General features: G+C 44.3%; 18 protein-coding genes. 13 read left to right on the forward strand and 5 right to left on the reverse strand.

Annotated elements, in window-relative coordinates; translation table 11 throughout:
- Nucleotides 1–26: 26 nt before the first annotated feature.
- From ACYTPF_RS14165 to glpK, 5 genes are all read right to left on the reverse strand, one after another.
- Nucleotides 27–1,484 carry an SLC5 family protein gene (locus tag ACYTPF_RS14165; protein WP_461852668.1) on the reverse strand — a complete coding sequence of 486 codons (1,458 nt, stop codon included), beginning with the start codon at nucleotides 1,482–1,484 and terminating at the stop codon, nucleotides 27–29.
- 20 nt (nucleotides 1,485–1,504) lie between these two features.
- Nucleotides 1,505–2,254, reverse strand: a complete 750-nt coding sequence (locus ACYTPF_RS14170; RefSeq protein ID WP_179982036.1) for a SapC family protein — start codon at nucleotides 2,252–2,254, stop codon at nucleotides 1,505–1,507.
- A gap of 13 nt (nucleotides 2,255–2,267) precedes the next feature.
- Entirely contained in the window at nucleotides 2,268–3,800 is a 1,533-nt protein-coding gene (locus tag ACYTPF_RS14175) for a tryptophan halogenase family protein (protein ID WP_461852669.1), read from the reverse strand.
- Between the two features lie 123 nt (nucleotides 3,801–3,923).
- Nucleotides 3,924–6,746 (reverse strand): TonB-dependent receptor, encoded by a 2,823-nt coding sequence (locus tag ACYTPF_RS14180; protein ID WP_420809577.1) that lies wholly within the window; start codon nucleotides 6,744–6,746, stop codon nucleotides 3,924–3,926.
- A gap of 305 nt (nucleotides 6,747–7,051) precedes the next feature.
- Nucleotides 7,052–8,536 (reverse strand): glycerol kinase GlpK, encoded by a 1,485-nt coding sequence (glpK, locus tag ACYTPF_RS14185; RefSeq protein WP_461852670.1) that lies wholly within the window; start codon nucleotides 8,534–8,536, stop codon nucleotides 7,052–7,054.
- Between the two features lie 159 nt (nucleotides 8,537–8,695).
- Between glpK and ACYTPF_RS14190 the strand changes: the two genes are divergently transcribed.
- The 13 genes from ACYTPF_RS14190 (at nucleotide 8,696) to ACYTPF_RS14250 (ending at nucleotide 22,404) form a co-directional block, all read left to right on the forward strand.
- On the forward strand, nucleotides 8,696–9,454 hold the full coding sequence (locus ACYTPF_RS14190; protein ID WP_461852671.1) for a DeoR/GlpR family transcriptional regulator: 759 nt from the start codon (nucleotides 8,696–8,698) through the stop codon (nucleotides 9,452–9,454).
- A 354-nt stretch (nucleotides 9,455–9,808) separates the two neighbouring features.
- Complete coding sequence (gene glpD, locus ACYTPF_RS14195) at nucleotides 9,809–11,356, forward strand: glycerol-3-phosphate dehydrogenase (protein WP_461852672.1); 1,548 nt, start codon at nucleotides 9,809–9,811, stop codon at nucleotides 11,354–11,356.
- 150 nt (nucleotides 11,357–11,506) lie between these two features.
- Nucleotides 11,507–12,088 carry a phosphoglycerate mutase family protein gene (locus ACYTPF_RS14200; protein WP_179982041.1) on the forward strand — a complete coding sequence of 194 codons (582 nt, stop codon included), beginning with the start codon at nucleotides 11,507–11,509 and terminating at the stop codon, nucleotides 12,086–12,088.
- Nucleotides 12,089–12,316: 228 nt separating this feature from the next.
- On the forward strand, nucleotides 12,317–12,820 hold the full coding sequence (locus tag ACYTPF_RS14205) for a hypothetical protein (protein ID WP_461852673.1): 504 nt from the start codon (nucleotides 12,317–12,319) through the stop codon (nucleotides 12,818–12,820).
- A 167-nt stretch (nucleotides 12,821–12,987) separates the two neighbouring features.
- The gene (locus ACYTPF_RS14210; RefSeq protein ID WP_461852674.1) at nucleotides 12,988–13,902 is read left to right on the forward strand and encodes an agglutinin biogenesis protein MshI; all 915 of its coding nucleotides are present in this window, start codon (nucleotides 12,988–12,990) and stop codon (nucleotides 13,900–13,902) included.
- Complete coding sequence (locus ACYTPF_RS14215; RefSeq protein WP_461852675.1) at nucleotides 13,899–14,525, forward strand: PilN domain-containing protein; 627 nt, start codon at nucleotides 13,899–13,901, stop codon at nucleotides 14,523–14,525. The genes ACYTPF_RS14210 and ACYTPF_RS14215 overlap by 4 nt, the downstream gene beginning before the upstream one ends.
- Nucleotides 14,500–15,147, forward strand: a complete 648-nt coding sequence (locus ACYTPF_RS14220) for an agglutinin biogenesis protein MshJ (protein WP_461852676.1) — start codon at nucleotides 14,500–14,502, stop codon at nucleotides 15,145–15,147. The genes ACYTPF_RS14215 and ACYTPF_RS14220 overlap by 26 nt, the downstream gene beginning before the upstream one ends.
- 18 nt (nucleotides 15,148–15,165) lie before the next feature.
- Entirely contained in the window at nucleotides 15,166–15,483 is a 318-nt protein-coding gene (locus tag ACYTPF_RS14225) for an agglutinin biogenesis protein MshK (RefSeq protein ID WP_179985115.1), read from the forward strand.
- Nucleotides 15,467–17,215, forward strand: a complete 1,749-nt coding sequence (mshL, locus tag ACYTPF_RS14230) for a pilus (MSHA type) biogenesis protein MshL (RefSeq protein ID WP_461852677.1) — start codon at nucleotides 15,467–15,469, stop codon at nucleotides 17,213–17,215. The genes ACYTPF_RS14225 and mshL overlap by 17 nt, the downstream gene beginning before the upstream one ends.
- A 2-nt stretch (nucleotides 17,216–17,217) precedes the next feature.
- On the forward strand, nucleotides 17,218–18,120 hold the full coding sequence (locus ACYTPF_RS14235; protein WP_461852678.1) for an ExeA family protein: 903 nt from the start codon (nucleotides 17,218–17,220) through the stop codon (nucleotides 18,118–18,120).
- Nucleotides 18,117–19,463 carry a tetratricopeptide repeat protein gene (locus ACYTPF_RS14240; RefSeq protein ID WP_461852679.1) on the forward strand — a complete coding sequence of 449 codons (1,347 nt, stop codon included), beginning with the start codon at nucleotides 18,117–18,119 and terminating at the stop codon, nucleotides 19,461–19,463. The genes ACYTPF_RS14235 and ACYTPF_RS14240 overlap by 4 nt, the downstream gene beginning before the upstream one ends.
- Complete coding sequence (locus tag ACYTPF_RS14245) at nucleotides 19,463–21,175, forward strand: GspE/PulE family protein (RefSeq protein WP_179982049.1); 1,713 nt, start codon at nucleotides 19,463–19,465, stop codon at nucleotides 21,173–21,175. The genes ACYTPF_RS14240 and ACYTPF_RS14245 overlap by 1 nt, the downstream gene beginning before the upstream one ends.
- Nucleotides 21,175–22,404 (forward strand): type II secretion system F family protein, encoded by a 1,230-nt coding sequence (locus ACYTPF_RS14250; RefSeq protein ID WP_461852680.1) that lies wholly within the window; start codon nucleotides 21,175–21,177, stop codon nucleotides 22,402–22,404. The genes ACYTPF_RS14245 and ACYTPF_RS14250 overlap by 1 nt, the downstream gene beginning before the upstream one ends.
- Nucleotides 22,405–22,416 lie beyond the last annotated feature (12 nt).

The raw sequence follows: 22,416 nt of genomic DNA on the forward strand, positions 1-22,416 counted from the left end.
TCCTTTTTCGACATGTAACTAATTTGTTAGGCTTCTTTCTTGTAAAGTTCTAACGAAAACTCTGCCTTTTGGCTAAACACCAAGCGGTTCACAATAAGAGCAAAGGCGACACAGCCAATAAGAGTTGCGAACATTAGGTGGATGTAATGAAGTCCAAATGGTGCATACAGAGGTGAAGCTTCAAAGCTCATTAATGCGTAAATTGAAACGCCGAACAACACTGCACCAATGGCCGCGAATGCATGCACGTTTCTAAACAGTAAGCCTACGATGAATACCGAAAGAATAGGCATACTTAAAAGGCCGTAAAGCTTCTGGACTAGGTTAATAATACTATCAGCTTGTTGGTATACGGGGATTAGCGCAAGCGATACTAAGCACAACAAAATAGTAACGTAGCCGCTTAACTTAGGTACGTTAGGTGTTTTGTTGATATAGCTTTCATGAATGTCGCACACGTAAAGCGCAGTAGCAGAGTTCAGGTTACTGTTAAACGTGGTTAATACCGCAGCTGCCATGGCCGCTGCGAATACGCCAGAAAGCCAATCAGGCAATACCGTTGCAACAATTTTTCCGTAAGCACTATCACCAATATCACCAAATAGTTTGTACGAAACGATACCTGGAATAACAATAATGGCAGGTACAATCAGCAAGCGGATACCGGCCGCAGCGAATACGCCTTTTTGCGCTTCTTTCAAAGAAGGTGCCGCCATTGCGCGTTGCGTAATAACTTGGTTAGTACCCCAGTAAAACATTTGGATAAAGATCATCCCGGTAAGCAAGGTATGCCAAGGGATTGGAGACTCATCATCGCCAATTAACGTAAGGCGCTCTTGCGGAATGCCGTCAAAGTTATAGTCGATGGCTTGAAGCGCCAGAATAACCACCAATACGGCCATGGTTAAAAGAAGTACGCCCGAGTAGGTATCAGACACCGCTACTGCGCGAAGACCGCCGAAGATGGCATATAAAGCACCGACAATAACGAAGATAACTGCAATGTACATAAGCGGCAGCTCAACGTTAAACATAGACTGCATGAACAACGAGCCCGAATAAATTACCGCTGGGCAGAAAATGAGTGCACTACCCGCGAAAAACAAAGCACTGATTACCGCTCGGATATGCTTGTCGTGATAGCGCTGCTCTAGAAGTTCTGTTGTCGTTGTACACTTGAACTTGTAATACACAGGCAGAAATACTTTTGCCAGTACGAAAAGTCCTACAACGGCTGCTAGTTCCCATAGGGCTAACAAGGCCATTTGGTTACCGTTCATACCTACTAGTTGGTCGGTACTTAGGTTGGTGAGCGTGATACTACCTGCAACGAAATACCAAGCTAGACCTCCGCCTGCAAGAAAGTATTCGCGGTTTTGGTTTTGGGCATTTCTATTTTGTCCGCGGCAACTTAAATAGGTAAGAAAACCAATTAAAGCAGTCACAAAGACAAAAACAGACACCTGAATAGTGCTGGAAAACATGTTTTACTCCTAAGGGACAGTTATGACTTGCTGGTTTCGAACTTAATGTTGTTTACAGCGCGATCAGGGAATTTAGTGTTATGAAGACGGATAACGCGGTTCACTTGCAAAATAGAACCAAGAATATTGAAAAGCACGTTGAGCAGGCCCTTTTGATTTAAACTAGCCAGTTCTTCGCCCGTAAGGTTTTGCAAGCGTTGTTCATTCACCGTAGCTAGCCCGCCTACGCGCTGATTGGTGTTGTCTTTGTACTCTATAATCAAGTCAACAGTATGAATGAGTCCCATCTCGCTAATTTGATTCATCATTACAGCGGTTTGTTGCATGGCGGTAACGCGCTCATCTAGCAATTTCTTTTTATTATCTAAGTACGCAGTAGGGCGCTTGGAAGGCAAAAAGAGTGCTTCACCGTTTTGAGAAGAAACAGCTGGCGAGTCGACATCAACTAAAACTTCTTGCTGCTGAGCATCATTTCCCAATCGTACGATAAAAGGTAAGGTGCGAAGACTAAGCGGTGCATAGTGACCAAGCCATGTACCTTGTGTTTCAAACACGTTTTCTTGAGGAGCTAGGCCGCACAGGGCCGATATTGTCCAATACTGTGCTTCAGTAGATTTACTGAAAAACAGAGGGAAGTCGCTAGATGCTTGAACGGCTTCCTTTATCTCAATGTTGAGAAGATGAAATTTCGAATAAGTACTAGCAAGCTTGCTCTCATCAATAGTAAGAGCGCTGTGGGTATCAGCCGATAAGGTTTCAAATGTTGGCATATTATAGTTCTCGTTAGCTTGCCAACCACTGCTCAATGTAGTCGCGGTGATTAGGTAAGCTGCTTAGTTTTTGCTGCGTGATTAGCTGATTTTGTTGAATCACTTTATCAGCTAGGTCACGTTCGTTGTAGAAATGAGACTGCAAAGAAAAGTCTGGAGAAAATCCCATTCCATATAGTACGTACTGATAGCTGGCGGCAGGAAAAAGCTCTATTGCCGCTGAAAAATCAGCAATTTGAGGGCCGCGATACTTCCAAATTTCCAAATCTTCTCTTAAAGAGTCGGGGATAGAAGTCGCATCGCGATTGGCAACCCAGTAAGGTTCACTGCGTTGATTGAAAATATAATGGAGTTTCAAAAAGTCGATAATGCGCTGCCAGCGATAGTTCATTTGCTTGTTAAAGCGCTGGCTAACGATAGGCATCGCTGATTCTGGCAGCGGCATTTGCTCTGCAATATAACGCGCTGAAATCTCAATAAGCATAAGGGCCGTTGCCTCTAATGGCTCTACGAAGCCTGCTGAAAGGCCTACAGCAATACAATTTCCTTTCCAAATGCGCTTCTTATAACCAGAGCTAAAGCGAATTGTGCGAGCTTTTAGGTCTCCGTGCTTATCCCCCACGTACTGACGTAGCACTTCTTCAGCCCGTTCATCGGTGGTAAATTCGGTGGAGTAAACATGGCCTACACCTCTTCGAGACGATAAACCAATATCCCAAATCCAGCCTGCTTCTTGCGCTGTTGCTTGGGTGTAAGGCTTTATTTCGAAGTCTTCTTCGTGAGGTACATGAAGGGCAAGGGCTGAGTTATTAAATAGCACGTCGTCTGTAGAAACTACGCTTTCACCGAGGGTTTCGCCAAGCAATAGCGAGCGGAAACCTGAACAATCGACAAATAAATCAGCTTTCAAAACCATGCCGTTGTTAAGGGTAATGCTTTCAATATGTTCGTTTGAGATTGTAGCTACGTCTTCTACAGTAGCGACAATGTGTTTAACGCCTAGCTCCGTCTTACTGAAATCTCGTAACATGTCAGCGAATGCACCCGCATCCAGATGATAAGCGTAGTTAGACTGTGCGCTGCTGTATTCCTGCTCATTAAGCGTACGAGGCGCCATATTACGCTCACACACATGCTGCTGAAAGTTAGTGGCGTTGGCAAAATTTGCTATATCGCCTACATAGGGGGCCATCTCAACACGACCATAACCTAGCGGAACGGTAAACGGGTGGTAATAGAAGTCACCGTCGCCATTTACCCAATTAACAAACTTTCCGCCTTGCTTGAATGCAGCGCTACAGCGTCTAAATACTTCTTTTTCAGACAGGCCAATATCTTTCAGCGTGTTGCGCATTGTTGGCCACGTTCCTTCACCTACGCCGACAGTAGGAATGTCACTGGACTCGACCAAAGTGATGTCTAAGCCACATTCACCCATTGCTACCTTGTGTTTAGCTGCGACGATAGCGGCTGTAAGCCAGCCGGCAGTGCCGCCACCTACGATGACAATACGCTGTTTTTGAGATGTATTAGATGAATGGTTCATGAAACAACACTGCTTAAATGAAATTATGACTGCTTACTACATTTATCCATAAACGTACTCGTTTTGCCAATAGGCTTATGGATAAATGGCAGGGTATTACCCCTGCCAGAACACTCACAAATCTTAGAATGAGCCTCGGATACCTACAGAGTAGCGAGCACCATTGTCTTCAATTGAGTAAATTTGGTCTGGGAAGCGACCTACTTGCGTAAGCTCTTCTTCCGTTACGTTAATACCTTCAACAAATACCGTAAGGTGCTCGTTGATGTCGTAACTTGCACTTACATCCCACTGACCGTAGGTTTCAGTAGTAATTGGCTCGCCTGTAGCGCCACCAACTTCAGTGTTATCTAGTGCAAATAGGAACGACTCACGGTTGTTAAACGCTACACGTGCCTGGAATGCATCGCGCTCGTAGAAAACGATAAGGTTTTGTGAATCACCAAGACCAGCTAGTGCAAATGTCTGCGTTGTATCACCAGACACTTCCGCATCACTGTTAACTACAGTCGCGTTAGCGGTTACACCAAAGCCGTTATCCCATACGTGGGTAATCGCTACTTCGTAGCCATTAACTGTCGCCGTTTCGCCGTTTTGAGGGCGGGTAACAGTATAAACTTCACTTGCACCATTGAGCTCTTCTGTGTCAGCCACTACGTCGCGATCAGGGTCTTGTGGGTCAAGCGATACGCCCACCGCACAATCTTCAGCCGCACAGCGATAGTCATTCGGCAAACGGTTAGTCATGGTATAAGTTTCATCGCCAGAAAGCGTAACAATGAAGTCTTCTACTTCTTTGCTAAACACTGCAAACGAGAACACAGAATCGTCGCTGTAATACCACTCAAATGATAGATCCCAGTTTTCAGCGCTAAATGGCTTAAGGTCAGGGTTACCACCGCTTGCCTGTAGGTTTTGACGACGAGGCTCGTTGAAAGTGGTCGCTGGAGACATCTGAGACATAGTAGGACGTGTCAAAGAGTCGTAGCGAGAGAAGCGAACAATCATATCTTCTTGTACTTCTAGCTTAACGTTCAGGCTAGGTAGAAGGTTTGCGTATGAAGATGAACCTGTGATGTTTTCTGCTGGAGCGAAAACATTCGAGAACAAGGTTAAGTCAGTTGTAGGAACAACGTCAGCGATAAGTGCTTGTACGGCAGAAACTGAAACACTGGTTTCTTCGTAACGGGCACCGAAGTTCATGGTTAACGGCATATCACCGATGTCATAACCAAATTCGAAGTTAGCGTAAAGCGCGGTTACGTCTTCTTCGATGTTGTAATAGTTAGGCTGAAGGGTTGGTACTACTGGCGCACCTTGAGAAGCAAGGTAATCTAGGTATGCATCGCCATCGTACGTGTACCAAGTGTCAATCAGACCGCTGAAGAAGTTGTTCGCGGTGAACGGACGAATGTTCAGTTCATCGATTGGCGCTGCTGTGCCATAACCACAGAATGCACATTGTGACGCAAACTCTTGGAAAACGAACTTCTCACGCTCTGAACGCAAAATACCGAAGTCAACTTTACGGAAAACGTCAGAGTCAGCAAGGTAAGTGAAGTCAGCTTTGTATTCTGTTACTTCGTCTTCAGACGCAACAACGTTACCTAAGTCGTTATAGTGAAGGCGGTTAAGCGAAATATCAGGTAATTGACCATTGCCGAAACCGTCGTGAATTACAGTAGGTGTACCACCTGTGCTGTCAAACTCGTAGTTGTTGATAATACCCACAACGTTAAAGCGACCTTCGCCAGCAACGTCGTTTTCCGCTTCAGATGTTGAAACATCGAAGGTTGCTGAAAGGGCGTCAGTTACCTGCCAATCAACATTTAAACCGAACCCTTTGTTAGTTACATCACGTACACCACGGGTTGATGAAACGAAGTCAGATGCCGGGTTACCGCTACCTTGGTGTAAGTCAATTTCCTGAGTAAATTGAACAGCTGTACCAAACTCAGAAATAGTGGCAGAGCCTACGCGGTCTGGTTCAAACCATGATGCAAGGTCAGTAACCTGTGAATCAACTTCAAACTTAGAGATAAAACCGTCTAGGGTAATGGTTACATCATCAGATGGCGCAAACTGCGCAACAAGCGATGCATTAGTACGGGTTCTGTCTTGCTGGTCTACAACTTGGTCCCAGTTACGTGGTAAATAAACATCAGTAGCAATAATCTCAGCCGTTTCGCCATCGCCACGGTTTGAAAGTGTTAAACCTGGACGCCAACCTGCTGTTTGAATACGGTTAATTTGAACTTGGCGCTCTTGATGAGATACCGCAAGTAGCAAACCAAATTTATCGTCAGCAAATGTGTTGCTAACTAAGAAAGAGGCTTGTGGAGACGTTTCTTCTGAAAGGGTTTCATACACACCTTTCACGCTTCCTACTGCTTGGAAACCGTCATAGTCGAACGGACGAGCAGTTGATACGTTGATGGTAGAGCCGATGCCACCAGATTGAAGGTTGGCAACGCCACTTTTGTAGATATTTGCACCAGTAATTTGGTCGGCAGCAAGTACGTCGAAGTTAAATGCGCGGCCAGCGTCGTCAGTAGCAAGCTGGCGACCGTTTACAAGTACAGTGTTAAACTGTGGGCCGAAACCACGAACTGTAACTTTTTGGCCTTCACCACCGTTACGGTCGATAGAAACACCAGTGATACGCTGAAGTGATTCAGCAACGTTTAAATCTGGGAATTTTCCTAAATCTTCCGCTGCAATACCGTCTGAAACAGCAAGGTTTTCTTTCTTGTCAGACATTGCTCGTTTCAAGCTGCTTACAATGCCGCGGACTTCAATAACTTCAACAGGTGCATCGTTTACATTCTGCGTATCAGCGTCTTGTGAAAATGCAACCGGTGCGTGTAGGGCAGAGGCGATAGCAACACCTAAAAGTGAGCGTTTCGCGATAGGGCCTAACTGTGATGTGTTAATTTTGTGTGTCACTGTGTTTTCTCCGTGAGTAGGCTACGTTTTAACGTACTTTGCACTTAAATTACGTTTTTAGTATGTGCGGATCAAGCTTATTAACATTACTTTTACACATTTAACGTTATATTTCTTCGCTTATTATTTGTAACTTTATGAAAAATATAACATTTATTATCTAAGGTAAAAGGTGAAACGTTTACCTTAGATCCAATACTAGCACAAAATGACAATGTAATTACAATGTTATAAAAAATTTTTTTGTATAAAAAAAGTGCGGTGTATTACCGCACTTTATTAACAATAAGAAATGTAAGAGAAAATTAGCTACAGCGGATACGGTCTACAGCAGCTTTCCAGCCGTCATAAGCTTGATCGCGTTCATGTTTGGATAAACGCGGAGTGAAAACGCTATCACTCTTCCAACACTGGGTTAAATCATCGATACTATTGAATACGCCCGCCTGTAATCCTGCAAGAAACGCAGCACCTAGCGCAGTAGTTTCAGTGATTTCAGGGCGTTCTACTTCGGCCCCTAAGATGTCTGATAAGAAGCCCATTACCCAATCGTTACGCGACATACCACCATCTACCCGAATGGTAGTGGGGCGTGCTCCGTCGCTTTCCATTGCTTTTTGAAGGTCCTTGGTTTGATAGCAAACCGATTGAAGGCCCGCCGCGACAATTTCGCTGATCCCGGTATCTCGGGTTAGGCCTAAAATGGCGCCTCGAGCATCTGGGTCCCAATAAGGCGCACCCAAGCCTGTGAATGCAGGAACTAAAAATACGCCGTTATCTCGTCTTGCCCTCTGTGCTAATGCTTCTGTCTCAGCAGCATCATCAATTAATTTAAGCCCATCGCGCAGCCACTGAACGGTTGCGCCGGCCATGAATATGCTGCCTTCAAGCGCATAAGTAGTTTTACCGTCTAGTCGATAACCGACTGTCGTAAGTAATCGATTTTTCGACTGAAGCGGTGCGTCGCCAGTATTAAGGATCATAAAGCAACCGGTACCATAAGTACTTTTAGCCATGCCTTTTTCGAAACAAGCTTGACCAACTAATGCAGCTTGTTGATCTCCAGCAACACCTTGTATAGGAATGGCGGTACCAATAATATCGTCTTTAATTACGCCGAAATCAGCGGCACAGTCCATTACCTCAGGCAGCATTGAGGATGGGATATTGAATTTTTCTAATAGTTTTTCATCCCACTGTTGATTGTGTATATCAAACAGCATGGTTCTAGACGCATTTGTGGCATCAGTTTTATGTGATTCACCATCCGTTAAGCGCCAAATCAAATACGTATCCACGGTACCAAACAGAAGCTCGCCGTTTTCTGCTTTCTCTCGGGCGCCTTCGACGTTATCTAGTATCCATGCAACTTTCGTTGCTGAGAAGTAAGGATCAAGTAAAAGCCCTGTCGACTCTGTTATGTACGAAACGAATTCTTCGTCTTCGCTAAAATCTCGGCAATATTGCGCTGTACGTCTGTCTTGCCAAACGATTGCAGGGTAGACAGGCTTTCCTGATTGTTTATCCCAAACTAGCGTGGTTTCGCGCTGATTTGTGATTCCAATAGCGGCGATGTCAGACGGGGTTACGCTACACTTATCAAAAACTTCCTTCAGGGTAGCGACAACGCTTTCCCAAATTTCTTCCGGGTCGTGTTCAACCCAGCCATCTTTAGGGTACTTTTGAGAAAACTCCTGTTGAGCGATGGCCTCTATACTGCCTTTTGCAGAGAAAATAATGCTGCGAGAGCTTGTTGTGCCTTGATCAATGGCAAGAATATGTTGTCCCATAAGGTCACTCCTGAAGATAATTTTCATAGAGTTTGCATCATTTACAGGTGTTTAACAATGCCATATTTTCGAAAACGAACATTTGCTTTTCGTTTTATCGCGTGAAGTTTGTTATTAAGCACGTATAATTATTGTCGATTTTACTTTTGAGGATGTGTGATGAACCAAACGCAAAGACACGAAAAAATTGTTGGGTTAATAAAGCAACATGGTTTTATGTCTATTGATGATTTGGTTAGTGCTTGTGAAGTGACGCCACAGACCATTCGAAGAGATTTAAATCAGCTGGCTGAAAACGGTGTAGTCAGTCGTTATCACGGTGGCGCTGGATTAAACAGAAGTTGGGAAAATACACCGTATCAAGAACGTAAAACACAAAACAGTGAAGTAAAAGAAAAAATTGCTGAGGCTGTTGCGGCGATGATACCCGATGGTGCGTCCTTATTCATTAATATTGGAACTACGACTGAGCTTATCGCTACTAAGCTGCTAAATCATAAAAATCTACATGTAGTAACAAACAACATTCATGTAGCGACAATCCTGTCTGCTAAAGAAGACTTCTCGGTGATAATTGCCGCAGGTGAAGTACGGTATCGCGATGGCGGTATTATTGGTGAAGCAACCTGTGACTTTATAAGTCAGTTTCGCATGGACTACGGCATCATCGGTATAAGTGGTATAAGTTCAGATGGCGCGTTATTAGACTTTGACTTCAGAGAAGTGAAAGTTTCACAAGCTATTTTAGAGCATACTCAACACGTCATCCTTGCTGCCGACTACAGTAAATTTGAACGCCGCGCTATGGTTGAACAGGGCCATATATCACAAGTCGACTGTTTAGTTTGTGACAAAACACCACCGCCAAGCATAGGCAAAATTATAAAAGAAAATAACATTACTTTTGTAAAAGCATAACTATAAGTTGTCTTACTCATTTATCGTCACAATCACAGATTTGTCATAATTCTGCACTAGCCTTATCACTCGATAATGTTGTGTGTTGCTGCATTGCTAACTAATCCTTGCACATGGTTTTGTATTGATTCACTCGTCTAGTTGTACTTACAGATATGCGGTTAAGCGCATATAGATTAGCTAAACCCTTTATTCTTCCTTTGCGTTATTTACCAGCAAGTTAACGCATAACTGGGTTCATTTAACTTTCTTTAATGTTCGATAATGTTCGTTTTGTGTTGACATGTTTTCCTTTTGGTTGTCAAATAGCCAACAACTAGATAAAGCAAATGTGAATACGAGCAGGGGCAAACTATGAGTCACAGCAATGAATCTGAAAAAACAGTAGACGTTTTAGTTGTTGGCGGCGGCGTTAACGGTGTTGGCGTAGCGCTGGACGCTGCAGGACGTGGGCTTTCAGTAGCATTATGTGAAAAAGGTGACCTTGCTGGCGCTACATCTTCATCAAGTAGCAAGCTTATTCACGGCGGCCTTAGATATTTAGAACATTACGAGTTCCGTTTAGTAAAAGAAGCATTGGCGGAACGGGAAGTACTGCTTCAAAAAGCCCCTCATATCATGTGGCCCTTGCGCTTTCGCTTGCCGCATCAAAAGCATTTACGCCCAGCGTGGATGATTCGAATTGGCTTGTTCCTTTACGATTCACTGGCGAAACGCAACATGCTACCTCGCTCACGTAAGCTGTCGACAACCAGCGAAAGCCCTTTAGTTAGCGATATTACAACCTGTTTTGAATATTCTGACGGGTGGGTAGACGATGCACGCTTAGTGGTATTGAACGCACTAGCCGCACAAGATCAAGGCGCACAAATTTACACCCGCACTGAATGTGTTAAAGCTGAAAAGCAAGACAACCTGTGGAGTGTTGAGCTTAGAACAGCAAAAGGGAAAACGTTTACAGTAAAAGCGAAGTCTATTGTCAATGCTGCAGGGCCTTGGGCGGTATCCTTCTTAGATCGTTTAGTAAATATTAACAACCCAAATGCTATGCGTATGGTGAAAGGAAGCCACTTCATAGTGCCTAAACTTTACGATACTGATGAAGCATACATACTGCAAAACAAAGACGGGCGTATTGTTTTTGTTATTCCTTATGAAGGGGATTTCTCGCTGGTAGGTACTACTGATGAAGATTTCAAAGGTAATCCGTCAGATGCTGCTATATCGGATGAAGAAACCGAATACTTGATAGATGTGGTAAACACATATTTTAAATCAAAAATCACCTTAAGCGATATCGTTCACTCCTACAGTGGCGTAAGACCTCTACTGGAAGAAAAGAATGCTTCTGCTCAAGAGTTAACGCGAGACTACAAAGTTGAGCTGAAAGGTGAAACAGGAAAGCCAGTGCTGCTCAATATTTTTGGTGGGAAAATAACGACCTACAGAAAATTAGCTGAGCATGCGGTAGACAAACTGACTACATGTTTCCCTAAAGCCAAGAAAGCATGGACTAAAGATGTGCCTTTACCAGGTGGCGCATTCGAAAGCCAAGACAAGCTTGTAAATAAGTTAATTGGTGAGTTCTCGTGGTTGAACAAAGATATTGCTCAACGCTATGCGCGTCAGTATGGCCTTTTAAGCTACAAATTTTTAAAAGGAAAATCGTCAATTGCTGAGATGGGTGAAGACTTTGGCGCAGGTATGTATTGCGCAGAAGTGGACTATCTAATAGAGAGTGAATGGGCATGTACGCTGGAAGATGTAATTTGGCGCAGAACTAAGCATGGGTTGCGTTTAACCAAAGCGCAACAAGAGGTGCTATCGCAATACATCGAACAAAAAGCGCACTCCCTTCATAGCGAGCAACAAGCTATTGACCCAGTGTTGGCAAGTGCGTAAGTTTATTAATTAGATACGACATATATAAAGGGCGTTTCCTCTAATACAACGCCCTTTATTTTCGTATACCCTCGGTCTTATCAATTTGATACTGTTTTTTATAGCTCTTTACACTAACAAGATCTCAAGCTTGAATTAATCGGATTCAATATGAACACGGATGTCATAAAAGAAAGCACAGTGAAAGAAGTTATTTTCATTCGCCATGGAAAGCCACTTTCAGCCCACAATGAGAAAGTGAATGCTGCGGATTATGCAAGCTGGGTGCGTAACTATAATAAATCCCCCTTAGACCCAGCCAGCCAACCAAAACGAAAAATTGATATAACCGGTAGCTACATCGCGGTTAGCCCGCTGTTAAGAGCAAGGTTAACAGCAGCTCAATATGGGGCAACTTCAATTGATGAAGAGCTACCGGAACTAAGAGAAATGGATATACCTTACTACAAGCTGCCTTTCACTTTGCGTAGTTGGCACTGGGTTTTGTTAAGCCGTGCTCTTTGGTTTATGGGAACTAAAGGCCGCTTTGAAAGTTTTAAATTTGCTAAAAAACGGGTTGAAAAACTTTCATTGCATATTAATAAACTTAGCGAAAAACACCCCAGAGTGGTTCTTTTTGGGCATGGGATGACGAACTACTATACGCGAAAAGCGCTAATGAAAAGCGGGTGGCAGCTAAAGCAAAAAGACAGTGATTTCTGGGGCATTACTATTTTGCAAAAAAACGGTTAACCAACAGCCGTACTGCTAATCATCGCTACTTTAAAACGAGCTAGGCTTAAGGTTTCGGTTAATTATTTATACGGACTGGTATTACTTCATATTTCCTCCAAAATGCCGATAAACTAACAACATAACGAAGTTGTTTTCGCAGCTATAGCAATTTCATATTGCCCAAATAGCGACAAACACCACACCAAACAAGGTTTAATACTTCAGTTATAAGCTGAGGAGCCACAGATGAATAAAAATAATAAAGATACCGAGACCACTAAAAACCTTATTAAAGCTTCTATTGCCGTTGTTTTTGCACTCTCGCTAGGCATAGCAATTAACCATTTCCATATTGGCGAAGAAGATACCACTACAAAAGTTTTTGCAGAGCGTTTAGAGACGTTCAAGCGGCATGTGATTTCTTCACATTGGCAATGGCGAGTACGTCAGCCTACCACTATGATAATGCTTATTCACTATGACGACTCTGGCAGCGAAATGAACCGAACGCCAGTTCGTATGAACCACAATGGGTGGCCGACCGCTGATATGTCGGACGCTGGATGTGAAAAAATTTGGTCATCAATAGTGGCATCCCCATTACGTGTCGACGGATTCAAAGTGCATGCACGATACTACGCCGAGCTTGAAACAAGTGAAGATAACTACTGGTGTCGCTTCAGCTTGAGTAGAGGAGCCTACTTCGACTATTACCCCGCAAGCGGTTCGGTAACTGCCTTGGAAGACTAGTAAGGTCTTCATACCATTAACATATTAATATAAATAATTACCTATGTAGGTATTTGGTTTATTTAGATAATTAGTCTACTTTTGAGTTAGCGCCATGTCACAAATTGGCACCTTAAGGTATTGTTGATAACAAGATAATACTCGACACTAACGAATTAAGTAGACATATGCTCTCTAGCTTATTCTCTTCGCAAAAGAACAATACAACGCTCACGGTAGGTGTGTCTGTGAGTGCGGCTGAGTTACATATTGCCGCTGTTAATTTTAGCGACAGTGGCTATGTACTTAACTCTTTTGCGTCTGTTCCCTTTGACAGTCGACAACCTCTTGAACAGCAATTAAGCGAGGCCTTGCGAGAATTTGAAAAAGAGGCATGTCGAGTATCCATTGTACTTTCTCAAGAAATGTATCATATGGTTCAAGTGGAAAAGCCTGATGTACCCGAAGAGGACATCACGACTGCACTACCTTGGACACTTGGCGAGTTGGTTCCGTTCGATTCTAGTAATATTGTTTTGGACTACATCGATTACCCGGTTCAAACGCGGACCGGCGGCAAGAAAATAGATGTATTTGCTGCCGAAAAGTCATCGCTTTCTGCACTGGTTCAAAGTTTATCGAAAAAGAAAGAGGTTAAACTCACCCATATCCACGCTAAAGAAGTGCTGGCTACCGAAATGGTGCCTGATGATGATTACGCGCGATTACTTATTATTCAAGAGCCCAATAGCGAACCTTTTTTGATGATAGTGCGCTCGCGTGCTATTTGGCTATCGCGTCGATTAAGGGGATTTGTTAAAAAATCCTCCGCCCCAGAAGATTTAGCCCAATTAAGCGACATGCTTGGTTTAGAAATTCAACGTTCAATGGATTTCTATGAGTCACAGCTAAAACAGCCACCGCTAAAAGAAATCTTGTTCAGAACACAGTTTGATTGCGAGCCTGTTATAGAGCGCTTAAAGCCCTTTCAGCCTGCGGCTATGAAAAAATTCGCTGCGCAGCTCGAATTAGCTGATGTTGTTGACCCCACTTGCCACTTTGCTTTGGCTAGTGCGCTTGTTGCAGCGAGGGAGGCCCAGTGAAACGCACGATAAACCTTTATCACCCCTCGCTTAAGCCTAAAAAAGAGCGCTTACCTCTATCAAAGGTACTTTGGGTAAACGGCATAGCATTTGGAGTAATGCTAATCGCCGTTGTTGCTTTAAATGTATTACTAAACGCTAAACAAGAAAAAATAGAACAGCAATCAGCGTTAACCCGCCAAATCAATAATGAAATTAAAACGCTGAATAATGCACTGGAGAAAAAGCGTGATACCAAAACGCTTCAGCAGCAGCTTGAGCAAGTAAACGCAAAGATAGAAAACAGAAAGCAACTGCTTGCCTATCTAGAAAGTGGAGAGCTGTCTTTTGATGCAACCAAGTATGGCGAAGTGATGGACGACTTAGCTAACTATCACAACCAGAACCTTTGGCTTACCAGCATAAACATAGATACCCAGAAAATTCGTTTGTCAGGACAAACGGTGGCACCGTCGTCTATCCCTATTTGGTTGAAGAAGTTACAGCAGTCACCTTTCTTTCAGGGTAAGTCATTTTCGTCAGTGAAGTTCGACGAAGTAGATGGGGCTGAAAACGTGAAGCAATTTTTAATATCAACTGATTTTGAAGGAGACGCTGATGAGTCAGTATCAACAGCTCTCTGATAAGTTTTCTGCGCTCGAAAACAGAGAAAAGCAGCTTATTTTGTGGGTGAGCTTTGGCCTTATCGTTTATCTGTTCTTTTGGTTTGGCATATCGCCAGCGCTGGAAGACATGTCTGCCGCTGACAAAACCGCTACTCGAAAAGAAAGCGAGTACAAGGCGCTTGTCATTCAGCGAGATGCCATTGAGCAAGCATTGTCTGTCGATTACACGCAGCGGATGCAACAGGAGTTAGATAACGCGAGAAAAGCGCTACTGAGCGTTGACGATGCGTTGCTTTCATTGAACGAAGGCTTCGTGGCTGCCGACAGGATGCCCGAGTTGTTAATGACGCTATTGAATGAAGAAAACAATGTGAGCTTGGTTAATTTTAACGTAGAACCTACTCAAACCATTCGTTTTGGTGAAGGTGAAACGCAAAGTACATCATTCTATCGTCACAATATGCGTTTAGTGATTGAGGGTAGTTACTTCGACTTACGCAGTTATCTTGCGCGTCTTCAAGCGGCACCAGAAAAAGTCATTGTGACGGACTTCGCTTATAACGTCGACGAATATCCCAGTGCATCACTGACATTGGGGTTAGCGACAGTAAGCAATAACGCTACCTTCATTTCGCTTTAGGGAGCCTAGGTGAAGACAATGAAATGCTTCATATTTAGTTTGTTGGTGGTAGGTAGTGTTTTCAAACCTGCAATAGCCGCCGTAGACCCAACTAAACCTGCCCAGTTCAAAGGGGCGAGTGCAAGCGAAAGCAACCTTTTAGATGGCGCATTGGCACTGCAGTCAATTTTTAAACGCAGCTCCGGTTACAGCGCGATCATATCTGGCAAGTCTTATCGAGAGGGTGACACGCTGAATGAATTTACTGTGTCCAAAATAACCCCTAAACACGTGATTATAACTGACGGTCGTCAGCAGAAAATACTAAGAATGTATGCATATGAAATTAAAAAATAGCCTTATTTCTAACGCACTGATGCTAGCTGCGGCGTTTGTTATCGCGGGTTGTCAAACCTATGGTGTTGGCGAGGAAGTGAAACCGCATATACGCGATGAGCTCAATCGCTCCCAAAATGTACCTGTAACCAAACCAGCCCCTCCACCGCAGTTAAACCAAGAATTGCTGTCAGAAGTGGCTCGCTATCAGTCGCTACCAGCTCCTACGTCTCAGAAGCTGTTTGCCGTGTCCGCTAATAATGTGGATGTTCGTCCGTTCTTCGATGCGCTGGTGGAAGATACGCCTTATAGCGTGGCTGTGCATCCAGCGGTGTCTGGCCAAATCAGCTTAACACTCAAAGACGTGGCCCTTGACGATGTGATTACGATTATTTCTAGAATGTATCCACTGGATGTATTTTTAGAAGGTAAAGTTATCCAAGTGATGCCGTCGCAACTAAAGACAGAATCTATCCCGGTTAACTTCCTAATGATCAAGCGTTTTGGTGTTTCGAACGTCAGCGTGATTGCAGGCGGAGTAAGCGAACAAGACCAGAATAACGGTGGTAACAACGGCGGTATTAACGGCAACAACAATATCAGCGGCAACGCATTGGGCGGTCAAGGCGGCTTAGGTGGTCAAAGTGGTCTTGGCGGCAACAATATACAGCAGCTCAACGGTTCAAATATTCAGACTACCAGTGAAAACGATTTTTGGAGTGACTTAAAAGAAGCGTTAAAAGTACTGGTATCACCTACTGAAGGTCGTCAGGTGGTGGTTTCACCGCAGGCGGGGTTAGTGACGGTACGCGCGCTACCAAGCGAAATTGCCGTGGTGAAAGACTTTTTAAACCAAAGCCAAGAAAGCCTGCAACGTCAAGTGGTTCTAGAAGCTCGCATTATTGAAGTCACGCTAAATGATGGTTACCAACAAGGCGTTAGATGGGACCGTATAGCTAGCGGCTTAACAGGGAGCCTCAATTTTGGGTTTAGCGGCGGGGCGCTTGCTTCTAATTTTGCAGCAAACACTGCTGCGGGAATCGACCCAGCTATTAATGCGGTTAATGCTATAGGCAATACTATTTCTACCGATATCGGCGGAGTATCAACGCTACGAATTTCTCGCGGCGACTTTGATGGTGTTATCAATATGCTTCAAACCCAGGGTGACGTGCAAATGCTAAGTAACCCTCGCGTTACGGTAACTAACAACCAAAAGGCCGTTATTAAAGTAGGGCAAGACGAGTACTTTGTTACCGATGTGTCGACCAGTGAAGATCAAAGCACAACAAGCACAGAGAACGAGAATGACATCGAACTTACTCCTTTCTTTTCTGGTATCGCGCTGGATGTAACACCGCAAATAGACAGAAGTGGTTCTGTAATACTGCATGTTCACCCTTCAGTAACAGAAACGGCGGAACAGACAAAGGTTATCCAAGTAGGTGACCAACAAATTTTGTTACCGCTAGCACAAAGTAATATTCGTGAATCAGACACCGTGATCCGCGCTCGCGACGGTGAAATTGTGGTGATAGGCGGCTTAATGGAAACGGTTACCAGCGAGCAAGAATCTAAAACACCGCTGTTAGGTGATATCCCTATTATCGGTAACGCGTTTAAAAACAAGGCGAAAACCCAGAGCAAACGCGAATTGGTTATTCTTATTCGCCCTTCGGTGGTACAGCCAGATACATGGGAAAAGCAGCGCCTTCGCACTCAGTCATTACTTGATCAATGGTATAGAAACTAATTATGTACCAAGGCTTTTATCATTTCACAGAAATGCCGTTTTCGCTTACGCCGAACACGGATTTCTTTTGTGCGCTGGCGCCGCACAATGAAGCGTTAAAAGTCATTTTGTCTGCATTAAGTATGTCTGAGGGCTTTATTAAAGTGACCGGTGAAGTAGGTACAGGTAAAACCCTGTTGTGCCGCAAACTGATAAACCACCTTTCGGACAAATTCGTAGCCTGTTACTTGCCGAATCCATACTTAAGCCCTGACGAGTTGCGTATAGCATTCGCCAATGAATTAGGTATTGATATAAGTAAAAACGAAGCTTCTCAAGGGTTACACAGTGCCATAGAGTCAAGGCTTTTAGCGCTTAAACAAGAGGGGCGGCAAGCGGTACTGATTATCGATGAAGCGCAATCGTTAAGCTGGGATGCACTTGAGATGCTGCGCTTATTTAGCAACTTAGAAACTGAGAAAAGTAAGCTGCTTCAAATCGTTTTATTCGGCCAGCCAGAGCTTGACGCTAACCTGTCAAACCCCAAGGTTAGGCAAATCCGTCAGCGCATCAGCTTTTCTTACACGCTGCGCACAATGACGTCGGCAGAAGTGGATTACTACATTGGCCATAGGCTAACAACGGCGGGCGGAAGCGAGCAGTTAATTTCTAAAGGTTTACGGGGTTTTATTGCATTAGTCACCCGAGGAACGCCACGGTTGGTCAATATTGTTTGCCACAAAATTCTTCTTCGTGCTTACGGTCAGGGTAAAAGCGCAGCGAATTGGCAACATACGATAAACGCAGTGTTTGATACTGATGACTGTAAACGAAGGCTTGTTCCTAGGCAAAGCATTGTTATTTTATCCATAGCTGCGGTTGCTGTAGCAAGTGCGCTTCACCTTTACGGGGCGCCGGGCTTATGAGCATTTTAAATGACACCTTGAGATCGCTAGATGAGCGAAACCAGAACGAAGATTTTGGCTTGCCGCCTACAGTTCAAGTCGAAAATCGCTCGCTTTGGCCAAAAGCGCTAATTGCGCTCATCGCACTAGGGCTATTTAGCTGGCTGGTGTTTAATAGCGTAACTGAGTCAGGGGATAGTAAGAGTTCTGCTAATACAGGTAGCCTTGATACTGTTGCAAAAATCGATGTACCGAATACAGCAGCGAGCTCGGTGCAAAATGAGTCCATTACAACTGACAATGAAAGTACTTCCAAGCAAGATGTCGATAGAGCCGAACAACAGTTAGAAGGCATGAAGTCTACGCCGTTATCCGAAGAAGATTTGGCATATCAAAATACGCCGTCAGATGTGGCCGAGATTGTATTTAACAGTATTGATGAAACGGTAGCCGACGACGAAGCAGAATATAGGCAACGTACGCAAGTTGCTAATTCTTCAAGCTCAAACTCGGATGCCCAGTCAGATAAAAAGACAGATAAACAGGCAGCCGAAGTTGAAGACGAAATCATATCAGCCGCAAACATATTAGCAGAGACTGGAGAAACCAGCTCGGCGGTAGTGAAAGCCTCAGGCTTAACCCAAGAAAAAGCAAACATACAAACGCACAACAAGACAAACCTTGGAGCAAACGTTAAAACAAGCAGTGAATTGAGCTCGCCTAAGCCAAACAGCATTATTTCACGTGAGCCTGCGATTGACGTTACGCCTAAATCCCCAGAGCAACAAAGCGCCGTTCATTTAGAGGCAGGGCTTAAAGCTTACAATTTTGGTATTTTCGACGACGCCCAAAAAAGCTTTACTCTTGCACTGGCTACCTACCCGCAAAATACCGAGGCTCGCAAACAATTGGCCGCGCTTTATTTTGGTCAAAATAACAACCTACAAGCGTTACAGGTACTTTCGGAAGGCGTTGTGATGTCGCCAGAATCGTTAGTGTGGCGCGAACTCATGGCTAAGATTTTGGTTCAAGAAAGCCGTTTTGAAGAAGCTCTGAACCTTATGCCAGACAACTTAGATGCCAAAGCACTGGCTGAAAAACGTATCGATTATCTGATACTAAAGGGGACCTCTGCACAAACAGTTAATAAACCAGAACAAGCTATTTCGGCGTTTAGCGCTATGACCTCGCTACAACCAAATAATGCAAAATGGTGGTTGGCACTGGGGGTGAATTACGATGCACTGTCTGACAAGCGTTTAGCCATATCTTCATATTCCAGAGCCCTTGCGATTGGTGGCCTCTCTTCTACATCATCGCAATATGCTAGTGCCCGCCTAACCGATTTACAGGAGCAACCTTAATGCGTCCTCGATTAAAGATGCGCCTCGGCGATTTATTAGTTCACGAAAATATCATTACCAGCGAGCAGCTTGATAATGCGCTATCGGCACAGCGCGCATCCGGGCGAAAACTTGGTGATACGCTTATTGACTTAGGCTTTATCAGCGAGCCGCAACTTCTTCGCTTTCTTGCTCAGCAGCTCAATATTCCTTTTTTAGATATTACACAGCGTCGAATAGATCCAGAGCAAGCACAACTTATCCCAGAAACCTATGCAAGGCGTTATCGCGCGCTAGTACTCGAAGCTGACGACGATGAAGTGCTGATTGGAATGAGCGACCCCACTGACTTAGGCGGTCTTGATCAGTTGGGTCCGCTAGTAGCGCCGCGCAATATCGAGCTGGCAATAGTTCAAGAAAATCAGATGTTAGAAGCGTTTGATTCGGTTTATCGACGTACCCAGGATATAGCGTCATTTGCAGAAAAGTTAGGTGAAGAGTACGCCGATGAGGCCGACTTTGAATTGTCTGCTCTCGACGATACCACTTCAGATGCCACGGTAGTAAAACTGCTTCACTCTATTTTTGAAGATGCGGTTCAGGTGCGCGCTTCTGATATTCATATCGAGCCAGATGAGAATATTCTGCGTATCAGGCAGCGTGTAGATGGTGTATTGCAAGAAAATACGCTAAACCAGGTAAAAATTGCCGCTGCGTTGGTACTTAGACTCAAACTAATGTCAGGTCTCGACATATCAGAAAAGCGTATTCCTCAAGATGGGCGTTTCAATATTAAAGTGAAAGGTCACACCCTTGATGTGCGTGTTTCCACCATGCCTGTCGCTAACGGTGAAGCGGTGGTTATGCGTTTGCTAGATCAATCCGCAGGTCTTTTGACGTTAGACCAGACGGGGATGCCAGATGCAATGGCCGAAAAATTTCGCGCCGCCATAAACCGACCTCACGGCATGATATTGGTAACCGGGCCAACGGGTTCGGGTAAAACTACCACCTTGTATGGCGCGCTAAGCGAACTCAATAAGCCCGATTTGAAAATCATTACCGCAGAAGACCCCATTGAATATCGCTTGCCTCGTATAAACCAAGTACAAGTGAACTCGAAAATTGGTCTCGACTTCGCATCTATTTTGCGTACCACCCTTCGACAAGACCCTGACATTATTATGGTGGGGGAGATGCGCGATCAAGAAACCGTAGAAATAGGGCTTAGAGGCGCACTAACCGGTCACTTGGTATTAAGTACACTTCACACAAACGACTCGGTCACCAGTGCCATACGTCTTATCGATATGGGCGCGGCGCCCTATCTAGTCGCTACCTCATTGCGTGGGGTGTTGGCGCAGCGCCTGGTACGTCGCTTATGCGAAAACTGTAAAGAGGAGCGAGCGCCCAGTGCGCAAGAGCAAGCATGGGTAGGTTTCTTAAAACCAGAGCTAGCAAGTGCAACGTTTTGCAAGGGTAGAGGCTGTAATAGCTGTAACCATACAGGCTACAAAGGACGTATAGGTGTTTTCGAATTTTTAGAAATGAACGAAGACATGATGGAGGCCCTGCGCGACGATAATACTCAAGGTTTTGTTGATGCGACAAAGGCCAACAAAGACTTTGTGCCTCTTTCACATATGGCACTAGATTATGCCGCAGAAGGTAAAACCTCGTTAGACGAGGTCTTTAAGGTGGCTGAATTTGTACCCGAGGTGGTGAATCACTAATGCCTCAATTTAGTTATGCGGGTAAATCGGCTCAAGGTGGCCCTCAAAAAGGCATTATTGAAGCTGCGTCTGCGCAAGCAGCGGCGCAGGCTTTGTTGTCTAAAAACATAGTGCCTATTTCGATAGAAGAAACTAAAAAAGCGGCAAAAGCGGGCGATGGTCTAGACGTTGGGCGTCTATTCGAACCTAAAGTCGGACTAGATGAGATGATCATCTTTTCACGCCAAATGTACTCGCTGCTTAAAGCGGGTATTCCGATTATTCGGGCAATAAAAGGGCTAAGTGAAAACGCCTCACATAAGCGTTTCCAAGAAATTTTAAAGGACATCGCTGATCAGCTTGAGCAAGGCAGAAGCTTATCTTCGGCCATGACAAAGTATGAAAAAGTCTTCACGCGGTTAACCATTTCTGTTGTCGTAGTAGGTGAAAATACCGGTAAGCTAGACGATGTTTTCCTGCAGTTAGCCCTCTATTTCGAACGGGAACAGGAAACGCGAAAGCGCATTAAATCCGCATTGCGATACCCCACCTTTGTATTGATAGCACTCGCTATTGCTATGTTTATATTGAATCTTTTCGTTGTACCCGTTTTCACACAAATGTTTGAGCGGTTCGATACCGAACTACCCATAATGACTCGCGTGCTTATAGGCACTTCAAACTTCTTTGTAAACTACTGGTGGCTAATTTTAATCGTATTAATTGGAATAATTTTCTCGGCTAAACAATACGTTAATTCGACTAATGGACGACTTAAATGGGACAAATTTAAACTAAAGTTGCCTGTCGTAGGCAGCATTATTGAGCGATCATTATTATCAAGATATAGCCGTAGCTTTTCTATGATTTTGCGTGCAGGTGTGCCGCTAACTGCGGGCCTGTCACTAACAGCGGATGCTGTAGATAACGCTCATATGCAAATGCGCATTAAAGAGATGCGCCAAGGCATAGAAAAAGGCGAAAGTTTGCTGAGAGTTTCGAAAAATAGCGAACTGTTTTCTACACTTGTATTACAGATGATTGCTGTGGGTGAGGAAACGGGTCGATTAGAGCCGCTTTTAGAAGAAAGCGCAGATTATTACGAACGTGAAGTCGATTTCGACCTTAAGAGCTTAACCGCCAAAATAGAGCCTATTTTAATCGGTTTTGTGGCGGTCATGGTGTTGATACTGGCGCTTGGCATCTTTACACCAATGTGGAACATGATGTCGGCGGTGAAAGGCGGGTAATAGGTTCGCTAT

Source organism: Alteromonas sp. HB246098, assembly GCF_054890645.1.